Source organism: Ruegeria sp. AD11(2025), assembly GCF_056542405.1.
Genome location: NZ_JBQFZU010000002.1, coordinates 95,849 through 111,321 on the forward strand (window position 1 = coordinate 95,849; position 15,473 = coordinate 111,321).

The 15,473-nt window shown below is 58.8% G+C and carries 16 protein-coding genes; 8 read left to right on the forward strand and 8 right to left on the reverse strand.

Annotated features, from left to right (window positions below; all coding sequences use genetic code 11):
* The gene (locus ACR1XY_RS02335; protein ID WP_480589873.1) at positions 1 to 702 is read right to left on the reverse strand and encodes a glutathione S-transferase family protein; all 702 of its coding nucleotides are present in this window, start codon (positions 700 to 702) and stop codon (positions 1 to 3) included.
* A gap of 167 nt (positions 703 to 869) precedes the next feature.
* Between ACR1XY_RS02335 and rpiA the strand changes: the two genes are divergently transcribed.
* From rpiA to ACR1XY_RS02365, 6 genes are all read left to right on the forward strand, one after another.
* On the forward strand, positions 870 to 1,655 hold the full coding sequence (rpiA, locus tag ACR1XY_RS02340) for a ribose-5-phosphate isomerase RpiA (RefSeq protein ID WP_480589589.1): 786 nt from the start codon (positions 870 to 872) through the stop codon (positions 1,653 to 1,655).
* A gap of 148 nt (positions 1,656 to 1,803) precedes the next feature.
* Positions 1,804 to 3,162, forward strand: coding sequence for a glutathione-disulfide reductase (gor, locus tag ACR1XY_RS02345; protein ID WP_480589590.1), 1,359 nt, complete (start codon positions 1,804 to 1,806; stop codon positions 3,160 to 3,162).
* A gap of 71 nt (positions 3,163 to 3,233) precedes the next feature.
* Positions 3,234 to 4,376, forward strand: coding sequence for an FtsH protease activity modulator HflK (hflK, locus tag ACR1XY_RS02350; protein WP_480589591.1), 1,143 nt, complete (start codon positions 3,234 to 3,236; stop codon positions 4,374 to 4,376).
* Entirely contained in the window at positions 4,376 to 5,254 is an 879-nt protein-coding gene (gene hflC / locus ACR1XY_RS02355; RefSeq protein WP_480589592.1) for a protease modulator HflC, read from the forward strand. Before hflK ends, hflC begins: the two co-directional genes overlap by 1 nt.
* Entirely contained in the window at positions 5,254 to 5,448 is a 195-nt protein-coding gene (locus ACR1XY_RS02360) for a DUF2065 domain-containing protein (RefSeq protein WP_170324515.1), read from the forward strand. The genes hflC and ACR1XY_RS02360 overlap by 1 nt, the downstream gene beginning before the upstream one ends.
* Before the next feature lie 131 nt (positions 5,449 to 5,579).
* The gene (locus ACR1XY_RS02365) at positions 5,580 to 7,070 is read left to right on the forward strand and encodes a DegQ family serine endoprotease (protein WP_480589593.1); all 1,491 of its coding nucleotides are present in this window, start codon (positions 5,580 to 5,582) and stop codon (positions 7,068 to 7,070) included.
* Between the two features lie 211 nt (positions 7,071 to 7,281).
* On the opposite strand, the gene ACR1XY_RS02370 is transcribed toward ACR1XY_RS02365, so the two are convergent.
* The 6 genes from ACR1XY_RS02370 to ACR1XY_RS02395 form a co-directional block, all read right to left on the reverse strand.
* Complete coding sequence (locus ACR1XY_RS02370; protein ID WP_480589594.1) at positions 7,282 to 7,950, reverse strand: Crp/Fnr family transcriptional regulator; 669 nt, start codon at positions 7,948 to 7,950, stop codon at positions 7,282 to 7,284.
* A 150-nt stretch (positions 7,951 to 8,100) separates the two neighbouring features.
* Positions 8,101 to 8,706 carry an inner membrane-spanning protein YciB gene (locus tag ACR1XY_RS02375; RefSeq protein WP_480589595.1) on the reverse strand — a complete coding sequence of 202 codons (606 nt, stop codon included), beginning with the start codon at positions 8,704 to 8,706 and terminating at the stop codon, positions 8,101 to 8,103.
* A gap of 16 nt (positions 8,707 to 8,722) precedes the next feature.
* Positions 8,723 to 9,625, reverse strand: coding sequence for an EamA family transporter (locus tag ACR1XY_RS02380; RefSeq protein WP_480589596.1), 903 nt, complete (start codon positions 9,623 to 9,625; stop codon positions 8,723 to 8,725).
* Between the two features lie 3 nt (positions 9,626 to 9,628).
* Positions 9,629 to 10,216: a hypothetical protein gene (locus ACR1XY_RS02385; RefSeq protein ID WP_480589597.1), complete on the reverse strand. Its 588-nt coding sequence runs from the start codon at positions 10,214 to 10,216 to the stop codon at positions 9,629 to 9,631.
* Between the two features lie 3 nt (positions 10,217 to 10,219).
* Complete coding sequence (ftsY, locus tag ACR1XY_RS02390) at positions 10,220 to 11,383, reverse strand: signal recognition particle-docking protein FtsY (protein WP_480589598.1); 1,164 nt, start codon at positions 11,381 to 11,383, stop codon at positions 10,220 to 10,222.
* A gap of 58 nt (positions 11,384 to 11,441) precedes the next feature.
* The gene (locus ACR1XY_RS02395) at positions 11,442 to 12,080 is read right to left on the reverse strand and encodes a lysoplasmalogenase family protein (RefSeq protein ID WP_480589599.1); all 639 of its coding nucleotides are present in this window, start codon (positions 12,078 to 12,080) and stop codon (positions 11,442 to 11,444) included.
* Positions 12,081 to 12,206: 126 nt separating this feature from the next.
* Here ACR1XY_RS02395 and ACR1XY_RS02400 point away from each other — a divergent pair, with 126 nt between their 5' ends.
* On the forward strand, positions 12,207 to 12,602 hold the full coding sequence (locus tag ACR1XY_RS02400; RefSeq protein WP_480589600.1) for a hypothetical protein: 396 nt from the start codon (positions 12,207 to 12,209) through the stop codon (positions 12,600 to 12,602).
* A 7-nt stretch (positions 12,603 to 12,609) separates the two neighbouring features.
* On the opposite strand, the gene xseA is transcribed toward ACR1XY_RS02400, so the two are convergent.
* Positions 12,610 to 14,103 (reverse strand): exodeoxyribonuclease VII large subunit, encoded by a 1,494-nt coding sequence (gene xseA / locus ACR1XY_RS02405; RefSeq protein WP_480589601.1) that lies wholly within the window; start codon positions 14,101 to 14,103, stop codon positions 12,610 to 12,612.
* Positions 14,104 to 14,178: 75 nt separating this feature from the next.
* On the opposite strand from xseA, the gene purD reads away from it, so the two are divergent.
* A complete protein-coding gene (purD, locus tag ACR1XY_RS02410; protein WP_480589602.1) occupies positions 14,179 to 15,441 on the forward strand; it encodes a phosphoribosylamine--glycine ligase in 1,263 nt (420 codons plus the stop codon).
* The last annotated feature ends 32 nt before the right edge of the window (positions 15,442 to 15,473 follow it).

The following is a 15,473-nucleotide window of genomic DNA, read 5'->3' on the forward strand; positions in this document are numbered from 1 at the left end:
TCAGGTAGCTGAGCCTTCTTGAGGAGTAGCGTAACTCGGGGATGTGAATGGTGTAACCCCCAACCCTTCGGCTGCGATTGCGGCTTGGGTTGCGGGGCGGTTTTCAAGCCGTGTCAGGATCGCTTGCAGATGAGGGGTATCCGACAACTGAAACCAGCTGCGGTCGGCGCTGGCGGGGTACAGCGCCATCCACCGCATCTGGCAGGCCAGATAAATGGTCAGAACCGAGGGCTGCTCAGAGTGCAGCCAGGTTGGTGCGTTCTCCGCCTCAGAATCCAATACCTGCAAATGTCGGCGCAGGCGCGGGCGGATACCGGCGCGCAGATTGTCGGCCTGCGCGGCGTCGATGTATTTCTCGGCGTAGAACAGAATGCGGAGGTCCGCGTGCAGAGTGTTCGATGCAAAGAACAGCCATTTCAGAAATGCCGCCCGTTCTGGGGCTTCGGGCGACGGGGCAAGGTGCCCATGCATATCAGCCAGCCACAACAGGATGGCCGCCGTTTCAAAGATTGGTCCCTGTGGGGTGTCCAGCACCGGAATCAACCCGTTCGGGTTCAACAGCCGGTAGGCCGCACTGTCTTGCTCGTTCCGGCGGCGGTCCACCAATACAGCATCATAAGGCAGGCCCATTTCTTCCAGCGCCAGTCTGATCACCAGAGAGGCGTTGTCGGGGGCATAGTGCAGACGATACGGCGCGTTCATAAAATCTATGTACATCGCCGGAACCACACAGGAAGCCTCGATTGCGACGTTTCCAATCGGAAACGCGTATTTTCGAGATATGTTTGCGCGCCAGTGGGTCGATTTGGCTCTCGCAGTTGGCGATTGCATTCCGTATAAACCCTGCAGCAATACAGGGAAACGCTGCCATGACCCGAGATATGTCCCCCATCGACAAAGCCAAATTTGTCGCCGCCCGCCGTGCCGCCGATATGGTTCAGGATGGGATGCGTGTCGGGCTGGGGACCGGATCGACCGCCGCCTGGATGGTGCGCCGATTGGGTGAGAGGGTGCAGACCGAGGGGCTGCGGTTAAAGGGGGTTCCGACCTCGATCCGCACCGCGCAACTGGCCCGCGAGGTCGGAATCGAGGTGGTCTCGCTGGATCAGGCCGGATGGCTGGACCTGACCATCGATGGCGCTGATGAGTTCGATGGTGAGCTAAACCTGATCAAGGGCGGCGGCGGCGCGCATCTGCAGGAAAAGATCGTGGCAACCGCCAGCGATCAGATGGTGGTGATCGCCGATGCCGGCAAAGAGGTCGAAACGCTGGGTGCGTTCCCCTTGCCGGTCGAGGTGATCCCGTTTGGCTGGCAAACCACGCGGACCCTGATCCAAGAGGCCTTGGACACGATGGATGTTCTGGGCAACTCGGCGATGCTGCGGATGAACGGTGAGGCGCCTTTTGTGACCGACGAGGGCAACCACATTCTGGACCTGCACCTGCAGCGTATCGGTAACGTGCGCCAGTTGGCATTGGTGCTCAATCAGGTGCCGGGCGTGGTCGAAAATGGACTGTTCATCGACATCTGCGACAAGGTTGTGATCGGCCATGGCGATGGCCGGGTTGAACTGCGCGATATCAATGCTGGCACCACCGAATTGGACCAGTTGGTTGAGAGTGGCGACAATCTGTTCTCGGATTTGGCCGATTGAGACCTGAAATTGACGCCACGACAGATGCGCAAACCACACTTGGTGGCACTGCCTTAAGTAAAGTTTACACACCTAAAAGGGTTGGCAGCGCGTCTTTCGACCCCAGATAATCATCGAATTTTGGCCTGACGAAATAAAGGAACTCAGGATGAGCTTTGACTATGATCTGTTCGTCATCGGAGGCGGCTCGGGCGGGGTCCGCGCGGCACGTGTGGCAGCCGGTGAGAACGGCGCCAAAGTGGCACTGGCCGAAGAGGACCGTTACGGCGGGACCTGCGTCATCAGAGGGTGCGTGCCCAAAAAGCTGATGGTCTTTGCCAGTGAATACGCGGATATGGTCAACGATGCGCAGGCCTATGGCTGGGATGTCAAACCTGGTGCGTTTAACTGGGACATCTTCCGCAGCAAGCTTTATGCCGAGCTGGACCGACTGGAAGGCATCTATCGCAACATCTTAAAAAACAACGGCGTCGAAAGCTTTGATCAGCGCGCCCATGTGGTCGATGCGCATACGGTCGAACTGGCCGATGGAACCCGCAAGACGGCCAAGCACATTCTTGTCGCCACTGGTGGCCGTCCGGTCGTGCCCCAGTTTCCGGGCTCGGACCTGGCTATCACGTCAAACGAGATATTCCACCTGGAGAAGCTGCCCGAAAGCATCCTGATCGTCGGCGGTGGTTATATTGCCAGCGAATTCGCCGGGATCATGAACGGGATGGGCGTGAAGACCACTCAGTTCTATCGAGGTGCGCAAATCCTGCGCGGGTTCGATGAAGAAGCACGCGGCCTGATCAGCGAGGAGATGTGCCAGAACGGCATTGATCTGCACCTTGGTACAAACGTGCTTGAGATGAAAAAGCAAGGCGACAAAATCTGGGTCAAGGCCACCAACGGAACGGAACAGGTTTTTGACGTGGTCATGTACGCTACCGGGCGCGCTCCAAATGCAGACAACCTGGGCCTTGAAGCAATCGGAGTTGAACGTGGCCGCAAGGGCGAGATCGTGGTGGATGAATACAGCCAGACCGGAGTGCCGTCGATCTATGCCATCGGTGACGTGACCGACCGCGTGAACCTGACACCAGTTGCGATCCGCGAAGGCATGGCCTTTGTCGAAACCGTGTTCAAAGGCAACCCGACACCCGTGGATCACGAACTGATCCCAACCGCGATTTTCACCCAGCCGGAATTCGGCACCGTGGGCCTCAGCGAGGAAGAAGCCGCGGCGCAGGAACCGATCGAGGTCTATGCAACTTCTTTCAAGCCGATGCAGAAGGCATTCGCAGGCGGGACGCAGCGTGTCTTGATGAAGCTGATCGTCAGTCAGGCCACCCGCAAGGTGCTGGGTTGTCATATCGTTGCGCCGGGCGCGGGCGAGATGATCCAGCTGGCGGGGATTGCCGTAAAGATGGGTGCAACCAAGGAAGATTTCGACCGCACAGTTGCCGTTCACCCGGTCATGGCCGAGGAACTGGTAACACTGCGGCAACCTGTGCGCACTGCTTGATTTGCAAGTACGCGTACACAAGTTACAAGGGAAACCGTGATCACACGGTCCAACACAAGGAATAGATACATATGGCGGGCAACAGCGGTGGCCCCTGGGGGGGCGGAGGCTCATCCGGTGGCGGAGGAAATCGGGGTAACAACGGGGATGGGCGCAAGCCCCCCGAAGGCGAAGGCCCGCAGATCCCCGAGATCGACGAACTGATGAAAAAAGGCCAGGAACAGCTGCGCGTTCTGATGGGCGGGCGCGGTGGCGGTGGCCGTGGCGGAAGTCAGGGCGGCGGTGGAGGCGGTCCGATCTTTACTAAGGGGACCGTGGCGATTGGTGTACTGGTTGCGGCGGGCTTATGGGCGGCTGCAAGCTTTTACACCGTCAAACCCGAAGAACAATCGGTTGAACTGCTTCTGGGTGAGTTCTCTTCGGTCGGGAATCCCGGTCTGAACTTCGCCCCTTGGCCTTTGGTGACGGCCGAGGTTATCCCGGTCACACGCGAACAGACCGAAGATATGGGCGGTACGCGTGGCAGCGACGACGGTCTGATGCTGACTGGCGATGAAAACGTGGTCGATATCGACTATCAGGTTGTATGGAACATCAACGATCCGGCAAAGTTTCTGTTCAACCTGCGCGACCCGCGTCAGACAATCCGCGCCGTGTCTGAATCAGCGATGCGTGAGATCATTGCGCAAAGCGAACTGGCCCCGATCCTGAACCGGGATCGTGGTGTGATCGCGGACCGCCTGCAGGAGCTGATACAGGCGACCATGGACAGCTACGATTCGGGCATCAACATCGTCCGTGTGAACTTTGACAAGGCCGACCCGCCGCAAGACGTGATCGCTGCGTTCCGCGACGTTCAGGCCGCAGCGCAGGAGCGTGACCGTCTGCAAAACGTCGCTGACGCGTACGCAAACCAGGTTCTCGCGGAAGCCCGCGGTGAAGCCGCGCAGGTTCTGGAACAGGCCGAGGCCTATCGCGCCCAGCAGGTCAACAGCGCCCAGGGTGAAGCCAGCCGATTCAGCGCTGTTTTGGAAGAATACTCCAAGGCTCCCGACGTGACCCGTAAACGCTTGTATCTGGAACGCATGGAGCAGGTTCTGGGGGATGTGGACAAGATTATCCTCGACGAAAACTCGACCGGTTCGGGGCAGGGTGTTGTACCTTATCTGCCTCTCAATGAACTGCGCCGCAATCAGACCGAGGAGAGCAACTGATGCGTAAGTCACCCATTATCCTCATCCTCGTCGTGATCCTTGGCGTGATCGGCCTGTCCTCGATTTTTATTGTGGATGAACGGGAACGTGCATTGGTTCTGCAGTTCGGTCGTGTTGTCGACGTTAAGGAAGAGCCTGGACTCGCGTTCAAGATACCGATCATTCAGGAAGTCGTTCGTTATGACGACCGCATCTTGTCGATTGACGTGCAGCCGCTGGAAGTCACGCCTCTGGACGACCGCCGTCTGGTGGTCGACGCGTTCGCCCGTTACCGGATCGCTGACTTGAACCAGTTCCGCCAAGCTGTTGGTGTCGGTGGAATCCCGGTGGCCGAAGATCGTCTGGACCGTATCCTGCGGGCCGAAACCCGCGAAGTTCTGGGTTCGGTTTCATCTCGTGACATCCTCAGCTCGGATCGTGCGGCACTGATGCTGCGTATCCGCAACAGCGCGATTGCCGAAGCACGCGCGCTGGGCGTCAATGTGATCGACGTGCGTCTGAAAGCGACCGACCTGCCGCAGGCCAACTTGGAGGCGACCTTTGATCGGATGAAAGCCGAGCGGGAGCGTGAGGCAACTGACGAACGCGCCCGTGGTAAGGAAGCGGCACAGCGTATCCGCGCGCAGGCCGACCGGACCGTGGTCGAGTTGGTGTCAGATGCCAACCGCGAGGCCGAGATTATTCGTGGTGAGGCTGACGCCGAACGCAACGCGATCTTTGCCGAAGCATACGGCGCAGACCCTGAATTCTTTGAATTCTACCGCTCGCTTTCAGCCTATGAGCAGGCGCTGCAGGGTGGCAACAGCTCGCTGGTACTCAGCCCGGATTCTGATTTCTTCAACTATCTGAAATCGCCTACCGGACAGGGTGGCCGGTAATGGGCCTGATCCTTCTGGCTTTCGGGCTGGTACTGATTGTCGAGGGGCTGGCCTATGCGCTGGCCCCTTCGCTTATTGAACGTATGCTTGAAGCACTGCGGTCGCTGCCCGAACAGGCGCGTCGGCTGGCGGGGCTGCTGTGTGTCGTCAGCGGTCTGGTGTTGCTTTGGGGCGCGTATCAGGTCGGGTTTTAGTACAGTCATTTCAATTGCCGGTGATTTCCCTGCGATCCCGAGTTGCGGGCTTGGACAAACTGACTACATTGGTTGCTAAGAAGGGTTGCCGAGGGGCGGCCAAAGAAGAATTGTCGACAAGGAGTTCCCAAGTGCAGGCACAAGCACGAAGTATTTCGGTCCGGCGGGACGATAGTGTTGGTTTCATGCGGCTGATGTGGCTGGCTTTCGCGGGGATGCTGCTTGTTCTGGCGCAGACCGTCGCTGCTCAGGCGCGGGGCGAAAGCTTGGCGCCGCTGGCCGAAAAGATCAGTCCGGCAGTGGTCAACATCACCACCACAACCCTGATCGAAGGGCAGACGGGGCCGCAGGGGATTGTGCCCGAGGGCTCTCCGTTCGAGGATTTCTTTCGCGAGTTTCAGGACCGCAACGGTGACGACGACAACCGCCCGCGCCGCAGCAACGCGCTGGGTTCTGGCTTTGTGATTTCAGAGGACGGCTATATTGTTACCAACAATCACGTCATCGCCGAAGCTGATGAAATCCTTGTGGAATTCTTCCCCGGTGACGGGCAACCCAAGAAGGAATTGCCGGCCAAAGTGATCGGTACGGATGAAAAAACCGACATCGCGCTGCTCAAGGTCGAGGCCACGAGTCCTCTGCAATACGTGAAATTCGGCGATAGCGACATTGCGCGTGTCGGTGATTGGGTGATCGCTATGGGCAACCCGCTCGGGCAAGGCTTTTCGGTCTCGGCGGGCATTGTCTCGGCTCGAAACCGCGCGCTGAGCGGGTCGTATGACGATTACATCCAGACCGATGCGGCCATCAACCGCGGCAACTCGGGTGGTCCTCTGTTCAACATGGATGGCGAAGTGATCGGCGTGAACACGGCGATCCTGTCGCCTAACGGTGGTTCGATCGGGATTGGCTTCTCGATGGCCTCCAATGTGGTGGTCAAAGTAGTCGATCAGCTGCGCGAATTCGGGGAGACCCGCCGCGGCTGGCTGGGCGTGCGCATTCAGGACGTGACCGAGGATATGGCCGAGGCGATGGGGCTGGACAAGCCCGGCGGTGCGCTGATCAGTGACGTGCCGGATGGTCCGGCCAAAGAGGCGGGTCTGCTGGCCGGTGACGTGATCCTCAGCTTTGACGGTGTCGAGGTCGAAGATACGCGCGGTCTGGTCCGTCAGGTTGGCGAAACCACCGTTGGCAAATCAGTTCGCGTGGTGGTCCACCGTGACGGTGGCACCCAGACCGTTCTGGTGACACTGGGCCGGCGTGAGGACGCAGAGCGCGCCGAGAACGGTGACGAAGAAACGCCGGACATTCCGGCCGAGGAAAACGCCGATGTTCTTGGTCTGACAATTTCGCCTTTGACCGATACGTTGCGAGAAGATCTTGGTCTGGATGCGGATGCTGAAGGGCTGGTTGTGACCGAAGTGGACGAGGCGTCCGAAGCCTTTTCCAAGGGTCTGCGCGCCGGTGACCTGATCACCGAGGCCGGTCAACAGAAGGTCAGCTCGATCGAAGATCTGGAAGCACGCATGGACGAGGCGCGCGAAGCAGGGCGTAAATCGCTGCTGCTGCTGGTGCGCCGCGGTGGCGAACCCCGCTTTGTGGCGTTGAGCCTTGGCGAGTAAGTAACCTGATCAGAAACGAGATTAGGCCGGAGCTTATGCTCCGGCCTTTTTTGTGCTGCGAGATAGTGAGCCACGCACCGGGGAGGTGCGTGGCTCTGGTACAGGGAGAGGTCAGTGGACAGATATCGGGGATGATTCTCTGACCTCCTACGGTAACAACTATGACGATAGGCTTAACGCCATCCATGGTCTGTGAAGCAGGTCACAGGGCTCAGATCAGGTCGGAATCGGCCAATTCCCGCAGCGCAGCGAAATCCTGAATCATCAGCCCGCCGCGCGACGCTTCGACCACGTTATCGCGTTTCCATGTGGAAATGGTTTTGGATACCGCTTCCCGAGTGGCGCCCACGAACTCGGCCAGTTCGCTTTGCGACAGGGTAATCCGTTTGGATGGATCATCTTGCAGTTCGGACAGGTGCAACAACTTGCGGGCCAGGCGGATCGGCATCGGCAGAAAGACCTGCTCGTTCAGTTGTGATCCCATCCACCGCATTCGCAGGCCGGCCAGACGGATCAGATCAACCGCAAGGTCGGGATGTAGCCGGATCTGATCCATCACATCGCCTTGCCGCACCCGCAACACGCGTGAATGCTCTGCCGCCGCAATGGTGGCAGTGCGTGGGCCGCTGTCAAACAGGGCAATCTCGCCAAAAACCTCTCCGGGCCGCATCAGGGTCAGTGACAGTTTTCGGCCGCTCATAGCCAGAAAGGAAACCTCGAGCGTGCCTTCGAGAATAGCAAAGAGGGCGTCGCCTTCGTCGCCTTGCTCGAACAGAACCTCTCCACGTTCCAAAGTAATTTCGGTCGCCTGCGCGGAAAGCATGGCTTTGAGCCTGTCAGATGCCTCGGACAGAAAGCCGCTGTCTGGAAAAGCCGTCATGAGTTTCTGGTGCTCCGGCTGTGAGTGGTGCCACAACTTTCCACAGCTTTGGCGTTTAGCCAAGGATTTTGTCTGTTTGTTCCTGTGTTACGTCTGGGAATAAACAAAATTCCGTTACCGCATGAGGCGAAAGGGGGCACTTATTTTCCCCTATTGATGGTCAGGATCATCCATGTAGCTTTGCAGCAGATTGAATTGCAGCATCAGGAACACCATCAGCGCGATTGGGAACCCGAAGGTTTCGATCTTGACCCAGAGGTCGGTCGACAACGTGCGCCAGACGAATTCGTTGGCCACTGCCAGAACCGCAAAACAGCCGCAAAGCCGTCGGGTCAGGATCATCCAGCCTTCGTGGCGCATTGGCAGCATCTCGTCCAGGACATAAGCGAGGTAAGACTTGCCCTGCAGCAGGCCGATGCCAAGGATCACCGAAAAGAACCCGTAGACAAGCGTGGTTTTCATCTTGAAAAATCGCTCGTCATTGAACCATGCAGTCAGGCCACCAAAGAATATGACCATAAATGCCGTGAATATTTGCATCCGGCTGAGCTTGCCGGTCAGGTACCAGAGGATAGCCATGGCGGCCAGCATCAGCGGGACAAAGATGATAGTGGCGACGATAAAGCCGGAGTATTCAATGCCGCCGATCAGAAAACTGTCGTCACGCAGACGCAGGTAAATGAAGAAGAAAGCCAACGGAGGGCCAAGCTCCAGCACCTGCTTCAGAAACGGGTTGATCTCTTTTTTGCCTGTCATAACGGTTTCCTGCTGCTTACCCGCCCATTTCAACTATTACGGCGCCAAGTGCAATCAATGCCATCAACCCGATCCGTCTTGGGCCCACGGTTTCTTTTAGAACCAGCCAACCGATCAGGGCGGCAAAGACAGTCGAGGTTTCCCGCAAGACGGCGGCTTCGCCGACCTTGTCGAGCCTTGTGGCCAGCATTATCGCCCCGAAAGACAAGGGGGCGATGATGCCGCCGGCCAGTCCGCGCAACATCAGCGGGCCGATGGCCGGGCGATTGATCATCGCCCGCCATCTGAGGAAGGCGTAGATCGGCATTGCCGCCCCGTCGATCATGAAGAACCACGCCAGAAAGGTGAAGGGGTCGGCGGTGGCGCGGATGCCGTAGGCGTCATAGGTGGTGTAGAGCGCCACGAAAAGGCCGGTTGCGACGGCCAGCACCAATGCGATGCCCAGTGTTTCGCGGTTGGTTTCGAGGAAGCGAAAATTATAGGCGGCCAGTCCGAAAATGCCGGCCAGCAGGACGGCCACACCGAACCATTGGGTGCCGGTGAAGGTCTCTCCGAAAAGCAGATAGGCGCCGATGACGGTGAACAGCGGGCCAGTGCCGCGGACAACCGGGTAGACGACCGTGTAGGACCCCTTGGTATAAGCCATGGCCTGAAGGGTTTTGTAGGCGATGTGGATTACCCATACGGTCGCAAAAATCGGCCACATATAGGGTTCGGGCCAGGGCACCACGAAAAACGCAAAGGGGGCAGCCAGAAGACAATAGCTGGCGTCGATGGCGCCGCGCGACATCCATGGATCGTGGCGGCCTTTTTGCAGGGCGCCGAAAACCGCGTGCAGGAAAGCCGCCATCAGTGCAAGCCCGAGGGCGAGTTGGTGGCCTGCTTCGGTGCCTTCCAGAGAAATTAGCCAGTCACTCAATTCTTAGACCGGGAAGATGAAATTGTTGACAATGCCTTCGACCGTTTCGACCGTGTCCAAACGATCTACCAAAAAGAAGATACGATGTCGCGTCGCTTCACCGACACGAACGTTTGGGAGTTCTTTGCAAAAAACACCACTTACAGTGTCATGTGACTCGAGGTAGTCGACGGCTGATTTCGGATCTCCTGATACGTCCACGAAAAACTTGAACTGTGTCCCAAGTCGTTTGTGAACCTTGAGCCTCACTCGGATTGGACCGTCATTATTGGTTGGCCGTTCAGGCACCCGAACGATCTTGTTCTGCAATCGTCCGTGGTAACGCTCTCGATCGCTAGCAAGCTGCTCAAGGTATTTGTCGTTCCCGTATCGAATAACGAGCAGGTTGAGGTTGGTGATACTCTCCGGTGCTTGGCCCTTAGGGTTTAGCTCGAATTCGATTTGTTGTGTTCGCAGGGATAGTAAGAAATAAAGTTCTTGAGCGATTTTCCTGGCAAAAGTCCAAACAACGCCTGCGATTGCCACCAGTAAGGTGACATCGAAGTAGAACTCAAAAGACCCGAATTTGGCTATCAAATTATCAAAGACCAAAGGCTACCTTCTTTCCAATCCAGTCAGCGCGGCGGCAAATTCATCGGGGTCAAAGGGGGCAAGGTCGTCGATTTGTTCGCCGACGCCGATGGCGTGGATAGGCAGGCCGAACTTGTCCGCCAGTGCCACCAACACGCCGCCCTTGGCGGTTCCGTCGAGCTTGGTCATGACCAGACCCGAGACGTCGGCCAGATTGCGGAAGGTTTCCACCTGGCTCAGCGCGTTTTGGCCTGTGGTGGCGTCCAGCACGAGCAAAGTGTTGTGCGGTGCGGTTTCGTCCTTCTTGCGGATAACGCGTACGATCTTGGCCAGTTCTTCCATTAAGTCGGCGCGGTTCTGCAGACGACCGGCCGTGTCGATCATCAGCAGGTCGGCGCCGTCTTCTTGCGCCTTGGTCAGCGCGTCGAAGGCAAGGCTGGCCGGATCGGACCCTTCGGGCGCAGTCAGAACGGGCACACCTGCGCGCTCGCCCCAGACTTGAAGCTGTTCGACAGCGGCGGCGCGGAAGGTATCTCCGGCAGCAATTACGACTTTTTTGCCAGCGGCCTTGAACTGACTGGCCAATTTGCCGATCGTTGTGGTCTTGCCCGACCCGTTCACGCCGACGACCAGCACCACCTGCGGGCGTTTTGGATAGATCGGTAGGGGCTTGGCGACCGGCTCCATCACGCGTGAAACTTCCTGCGCCAGAAGCTGTTTGATTTCCTGGGTCGAGAGTTTGTGGCCATAGCGCCCCTCGGCCATGTTTGCGGTGACGCGCAGGGCGGTATCGACGCCCATGTCCGAGGCGATCAGCAGCTCTTCGAGCTGCTCCAGCATGTCGTCATCCAGTGTACGGCGTATTGCGGTTTTGGTCTCGCTGCGACCGAACAGACGGCCCAGCACGCCCTTGGAGGGCGCATCCTCCGGTGGGGGCGGCGTAGGGGTCGGATCGACGGGCGCGGGCTCGGGCACCTCGACCGGCTGTGGTGCCGGTGCGGGTTCCGGCACTTCGGGAACCGGTTGCGGAACTTCCGGCACCGGTTCGGGCTGCGGCTCGGGCTCGGGGATGATCGGGTCGGGGGCGGTCGTTTCCTCTCCACCGTCTTCGACGATGGCCTCAAGCCCCTGTTCGAGGCGGGACGAGGATTTGAACAGCTTGTCCTTGAGCTTTGAGAAAAACGCCATTTTTGGTCTCCGCAGGTGTTCCCTTCACCTAATGCGGAATTGCGGCAGTTGCAAAGGGTCAGAGAAAGGCAATCAGCAAACCGGCCTGCGCACCCCAATAAAGCGGCCAGACCAGATAGGGCGTGATCCTCAAGGCGGGGTGGTTTGCGGGCAACAGGAACTTTTCGGTCGCCAGGATCAGGTCGGACGCGATAAAGGCCAGGGCCGCAGGCAGGGCCCAACGCAGGGCACCGGTTTCTGGCAGGGCCAGGACAGTAATGCCCATCCCCAGAATGATCGGGATATAGCCCAGCACCGGGCCCTTGAGGTCGCCGGCGCGCGGTGCGAGCAGAGTGGCGGCAACGATCCCAAGAATGATGAGCGACCAGAAAAAACCGGGTTTGTCGAAGATCAATGCTGGATCGCTGGCGGGATAGGTCAGGAACAGCGCGACATAGGCCAGATGTCCGGCAGCAAAGGCTGCGATACCCGCCATGAAGGTATTGCCCGTCTCGCGCGACAACAGCGCGTCGCCAAGGGCGCACAGGGCTAGCGCCAAAACCAGTAAAAGCGGTGCTGCGTCCAGCAAGGCAATCAGGGCCAGCAGGGCCACCGATGCGGTTTTCAACAGCGACCGCAAGGCGCTGGCAGGACGCGGCGACAGGGGCAGATAGGCCAGAGCACAGATAGCTGCGAGCCAGAACAATGCAGTTGTCATGAATACCTCTCCCGTTTTTTGCAGCATGTTACGGGTTGTCGGCTCACCTCAACCGGTGACGTCAAGGCAGGTGGTTGTGCGGAAATGGCAATGGCACCGGATAACCGCATCTGACACAATGTGATCATGTTCAGATATCTAGCGATTCTCCTCTCGTTGCCCGCGTATTCAGCTTTGGCTCAACCAGCGCTGACGGCGTCGGATTTCGACGAGTATACGCGCGGAAAAACCCTGTATTATGGCTTTCAGGGAAAGGTCTACGGGGTCGAGCGTTATTTGCCCAATCGCCGCGTCGTCTGGTCGTTTCTGGATGGCGATTGCAAGGAAGGCGTCTGGTATGAGCAGGACGAACAGATCTGTTTCATCTACGAAGATCGTCTGGCCCCGCAATGCTGGGTTTTCACCCGGTCTGGGAATGGCCTGATTGCTCAGTTCGAGGGCGACCCGGCGCAGACCGAACTCTACGAGGCCGAAGATATCGGTGAAGAGATGATCTGCTACGGACCGGATGTCGGAGTATAATCTGCACTCAGAACAGTGAACCCTGATCCGGTGCGTCTTTTTTGGGTGCTTTCTTCGGAGCCGGTCGTTGGGTGGTGGATTGCCCGGTGGTCAGCACGCCATCGGCAAACTCGATTTGCAATGCCTCGTGTTTCTCGGCCTGCTTTTTGGTTGTCAGAACGTGATCGTCGGCGCGTACCACGGCATAGCCCCGTTGCAACGTTGCCTTGTAGCTGAGCGTTTCGCGCAGCCGGTCTGTCGCGGTCAATTGTTGACGCATCCGATCCAGGCGGGTTGTCTGCGCTACGTTCATCCGTTCGGCCAGCCGGGTGATGGTCTGGTGCTGTATCTCGATCTCTCGCTGAATGGGGCGCAGGGACAGGCGCGAGGACAGGTTGCGCACCGCTTCCTGACGACTAGTGACGAGGTTGCGCAGGGTCGAAGGGCGCAAGTGGGCAGACATTTTCGCCACTTGTAGGTGTCGGTTTTGAACGCCGCGCTCTAGTGCTGGGGTCAGGCGATCGGCAATCAAATCAAGCCGTTGACGTGGAGTGTTCAATAAGCTGTCCGGGCGTGGCAAGGCACGGGAAAGATCACGCAGGCGCTGCGACCTCCGCTGCACCGCATCTGTCGCAGCGCGGGACAGGCGCGCGCCCTGTTCACCGGTCCAGGCCAGCAGTTCCATCCGCACGGGCACGGCCAGTTCGGCGGCTGCGGTTGGGGTTGGTGCGCGGCGGTCGGAAACATAGTCGATCAGGGTTGTATCCGTTTCGTGTCCAACGGCCGAGATCAGCGGAATGTTCGAGGCTGCAGCAGCGCGCGCCACGATCTCTTCGTTAAAGCCCCAGAGGTCTTCGATCGATCCACCACCCCGGGCGACGATGATCAGATCGGGGCGAGGCAGGGCTCCGCCCGGTGTCATTTGGTTGAAGCCCTTGATCGCATTTGCGACCTCGGGGGCGCAGTTCGATCCCTGAACGGCCACTGGCCAGATCAAAACCTTGCGCGGAAAACGATCACGCAGGCGGTGCAAAATATCCCTAATCACCGCGCCCGAAGGCGAGGTCACCACGCCGATGATTTGTGGCAAATAAGGCAGCGGCTTTTTGCGTTCGGGTGCGAATAACCCTTCGGCCTCAAGCTGTTTCTTGCGTTTCTCCAGCAAGGCCATCAGCGCGCCTTGCCCGGCAACCGCAACCTCATCGACGTTCAGATTGTATTTTGACTGAGCACCGAAGGCAGTGAGCCGACCAGTGACGACGACCTCTAGCCCTTCCTCAGGGACAACGGACAATCCCGAAACCTGACCCTTCCACGTGGTGCAGGCCAACACGTTCCGGTCGTCCTTGATGTCATAATACAAATGCCCCGAGCGCGCCTTGAACACGCGCCCGACCTCACCGCGCACTCGGATTCGACCGAAGGTGCCTTCGAGCGTCCGTTTCACTTCGCCCGAGATGTCCGAAACAGTGTATTCAGGAGTGTTTTGGCCGGGAATGGGGTCGTCAAGCAGGTCGGACATTTCAGCGCCTTGTGTCAAATGCCCGCCCAGCTTAGAACGCCCGCAAGGCGAGGCCAAGCAGATCGGAGAGCAGTCATGAATATCCTCATTCTCGGCAGTGGTGGGCGGGAACACAGCCTGGCCTGGGCAGTAATGCAGAACCCCAAATGTGACCGCCTGATCGTGGCGCCGGGCAATGCCGGGATTGCGCAGATCGCGGAGTGTGCCGCACTTGATATCGAGAACGGCGGGGCGGTCGTCAGCTTTGCCGAGGCAAACGCGATTGATTTTGTGATTGTCGGCCCCGAGGCGCCTCTTGCCGCTGGTGTGGCGGATCGCCTGCGTGAGGCGGGCGTGCTGGTGTTTGGCCCTTCGGCAGCTGCGGCGCAGTTGGAGGCCTCGAAGAGCTTTACCAAGGAAGTCTGCGATGCGTCGGGTGCTCCGACGGCGGCTTATGCGCGGTTCACCGAGGCCGAGCCAGCGAAAAAGTATATCCGCGCACAAGGCGCGCCGATTGTGGTCAAGGCCGACGGTCTTGCCGCTGGTAAGGGCGTGATCGTGGCAATGGACGAGCAAACCGCGCTGGATGCAATCGACGATATGTTCGGTGGCGCTTTTGGTGGGGCCGGTGCCGAGGTCGTTATCGAAGAGTTCATGGAAGGCGAAGAGGCATCGCTATTCGTGTTGTGCGACGGTGATGACATTCTGTCCGTGGGCACGGCACAGGACCACAAGCGTGTGGGTGAGGGCGACACGGGCCTGAACACTGGCGGCATGGGCGCCTATTCCCCGGCGCCAGTTCTGAGCGCCGAGATCGAAGCCCGCGCGATGGAAGAGATCATCAAGCCAACCGTGGCCGAGATGAAACGGCGCGGGATGCCGTTTCAGGGTGTTCTCTATGCCGGTCTGATGATCAAGGACGGCCAGCCGCGTCTTGTGGAATACAATGTTCGATTCGGAGATCCCGAATGCCAAGTCCTGATGATGCGTCTTGGCGCGCAGGCAATGGACCTGATGCACGCCGCCGCCGAAGGCCGGTTGGCAGAAGCACAGGTGAATTGGGCGGAGGATCACGCCCTTACCATTGTGATGGCGGCGAATGGGTATCCTGGTTCCTATGAAAAGGGCAGCGTGATCAAAGGGCTTGAGGGGTTGCCCGAAGACAGTTCGAACATGGTGTTCCACGCTGGAACCAAAGCCTCGGACGGGCAGGTGCTGGCCTCGGGTGGGCGTGTGTTGAACGTCACCGCGCGGGGCGCGACTCTGCAAGATGCGCGGGATCGGGCCTATGACATGGTGGATAGCGTCGACTGGCCTGATGGGTTTTTCCGTCGCGATATCGGTTGGCGGGCGCTCTGATCCGAAAGGCTCCCGCGCCCTGACGCTGCATC